3 protein-coding genes are annotated in these 2,242 nt (G+C 68.4%); 2 read left to right on the top strand and 1 reads right to left on the bottom strand.

Features of this window, described 5'->3' with window-relative positions; all coding sequences use genetic code 11:
• Window positions 1-643 (top strand): SDR family oxidoreductase (locus RMO97_RS01765; RefSeq protein WP_310538839.1); only part of this gene is annotated, 643 nt, incomplete at its 5' end.
• 64 nt (window positions 644-707) lie between these two features.
• Window positions 708-1,517, top strand: coding sequence for a phosphotransferase (locus RMO97_RS01760; RefSeq protein WP_310538838.1), 810 nt, complete (start codon window positions 708-710; stop codon window positions 1,515-1,517).
• A 10-nt stretch (window positions 1,518-1,527) separates the two neighbouring features.
• Here RMO97_RS01760 and RMO97_RS01755 read toward each other — a convergent pair.
• Window positions 1,528-2,242 (bottom strand): prolyl oligopeptidase family serine peptidase (locus tag RMO97_RS01755; RefSeq protein ID WP_310538837.1); only part of this gene is annotated, 715 nt, incomplete at its 5' end.

Genomic DNA, 2,242 nt, shown 5'->3' with positions numbered 1-2,242 from the left:
GAAGGATGGAGCTCGCGTCATCGGTCACGGTCGCCATGACGCCGAGGGCGTGGTCGGCGCAGACCTCGCCGACCCCGCAGCCGCCGACCGGCTCTGGGACCTCGCCCTCGCCCGCCTCGACGGCCGGATCGACGTTCTCATAAACAACGCCGGTGTGTTCGAGGCCGTCGAAGTCGACACCCCCCTGCCCGACTGGCAGGCCGCCTGGAGCCGCACGCTGCAGGTCGACCTGCAGGCCGCAGCTGACCTGTCCCGCCGCGCGATCCTGCACTGGCGCGAGCAGGCTGAGGGCGGGCGGATCGTCAACATAGCCAGCCGCGCCGCCTATGGCGGCGACAGCCCGGCGCACTGGCACTATGCGGCGTCCAAGGCAGGCATGGTGGCCATGACCAAGTCCATCGCGCGCGGGTTCGCCGCTGAGGGGGTCCTGGCGTTTGCGATCTGCCCGGGCTTCACGATGACCGGTGACGCGGACGACTACTTGGCCAGCAGGGGCGGCGACAAACTGCTGGCTGATATCCCGCTGGGCCGCGTCGCCGATCCCGCCGAGGTGGCCGCCGCCGCAGCCTGGCTGGCCGTGGAAGCGCCGGCGTCCATGACCGGCGCGGTGCTCGACATCAACGGCGCCAGTTTCGTGCGGTAGCGTCCGCAGCAGGGGTTTGCCTTTGCCCGCCACTGGTGTTTGCTGGCCACGCGGAGGGCGGGCGATGGGGGGATTCCTGGGCGAGAAGATCGGCGAGGGCGCCACCGCCGACGTCCACGCCTGGGCACCGGGCCAGGTCGTAAAACTGTTCAAGACCGGCGTGCCGCGCCGGCTTGCCTGGTGGGAAGCGCGCATGACCCGCGCCGTTTTCGCCGCCGGCGGACCAGCGCCGGAGGTGTTTGAAGAGGTGAAGGTGGACGGCCGCTTCGGCCTCGTCCTGCCCCGCCTGGATGGGCTGACGATGCTCGATCTGCTGCAGACCGCGGCCATGACGCCGGAGACGGCTGGCGGCATCCTCGCGACCCTCGCCTTCTCAGTTCAGAGCACGCCAGCGCCGCCGGAGGTGCTGCCGTTGCGCGACTACATGGCGCGCTCGATGGAGCTTCCCGACGCCGGGATTCCGGGGCCAGTCGCCAAAGGCGTCCTCGCGATGATCGATCGCCTGCCCCAGGACGACGGTCTCAGCCATTGCGACCTTCACCCCGGTAACGTGATCATGACGCCGCAGGGTCCACGGCTCATCGACTGGATCGCGACGAAACGCGGCGGCGCCCTGCTGGACCTGGCGTGCTGCCACTTCATCCGCACCGAGCTGGTCGTCGAGAGCCTTGGCGATCCGGCACGGCAGCAAGCCCTCGAAGTCGCCATGCAGTCCGGGTACGCTCAACTGGCCGGCCTGTCCGCCACGTCGCTCCGGACGTCGATGGAGGCCCACCTGCCCATCGCCCGCGCCTTCTTCCTGCTTGGAGGGCTGCCGCGTCCCGCCACGCGGGAGCGGCTGCTTCAGCGCCTCGAAGCGGACCTGGGAGCCTAGGCGCCTCGCCTCAGTCCATCAGCTGCTGCATCAGGTACGTGAACTCCAGCGCCTGGCGCAGGGCGCGTTCGTTCAGGTTGGCGGCCGCCGCATGGCCGCCGTCCATGTTCTCCCAATAGAGGTAGTCGTAGCCGTATTCTTTCAGCCGCGCGGCCGCCTTGCGGGCGTGGGCGGGGTGGACGCGGTCGTCCTTGGTGGAGGTTTCGATGAACACCCGGGGATAGGGCTGGCCAGGCTTCAGGTTCTGGTACGGCGAATAGCTCATCAGCATGGCGCGCTCGGCCGGGACCGCCGGGTCGCCGTATTCGCCGATCCACGAGGATCCCGCGCCGATGTGGCTATAGCCGATCATGTCGAACAGCGGCACCTGGATGATGATGGCGTTGTAGAGCTCGGGCCGCTGGGTCAGGGCGACGCCCATCAGCAGCCCGCCGTTGGAGCCGCCCACAATGCCCAGCTTCTTCGGATTGGTGATCTTGCGCGCGATCAGGTCCTCGGAGACCGCGAAGAAGTCCTCATAGACCCGCATGCGGTTGAGTTTCAGCCCGGCGTTATGCCAACGAGGGCCGAACTCGCCGCCGCCCCGGATATTGGCCACCACGAAGACGCCGCCCTTTTCCAGCCAGAGCTTGCCGGTGGCGCCGGAATAGGCCGGGGACTGGCTGACCAGGAAGCCGCCATAGGCGTTCAGCAAGGTGGGATTGGACCCATCCATCTTCATGTCT

This window comes from Phenylobacterium sp., assembly GCF_031425575.1.
In the GTDB taxonomy this organism is placed as follows: domain Bacteria; phylum Pseudomonadota; class Alphaproteobacteria; order Caulobacterales; family Caulobacteraceae; genus Phenylobacterium.
The sequence above is the reverse complement of the archived record's forward strand: the minus strand, read 5'-3'. Positions and strand labels throughout refer to the sequence as shown.

Bases quoted from the DNA above. Each gene is read 5' to 3' on its own strand.
- RMO97_RS01760 (WP_310538838.1), top strand. From the start codon at position 708: ATGGGGGGATTCCTGGGCGAGAAGATCGGCGAGGGCGCCACCGCCGAC.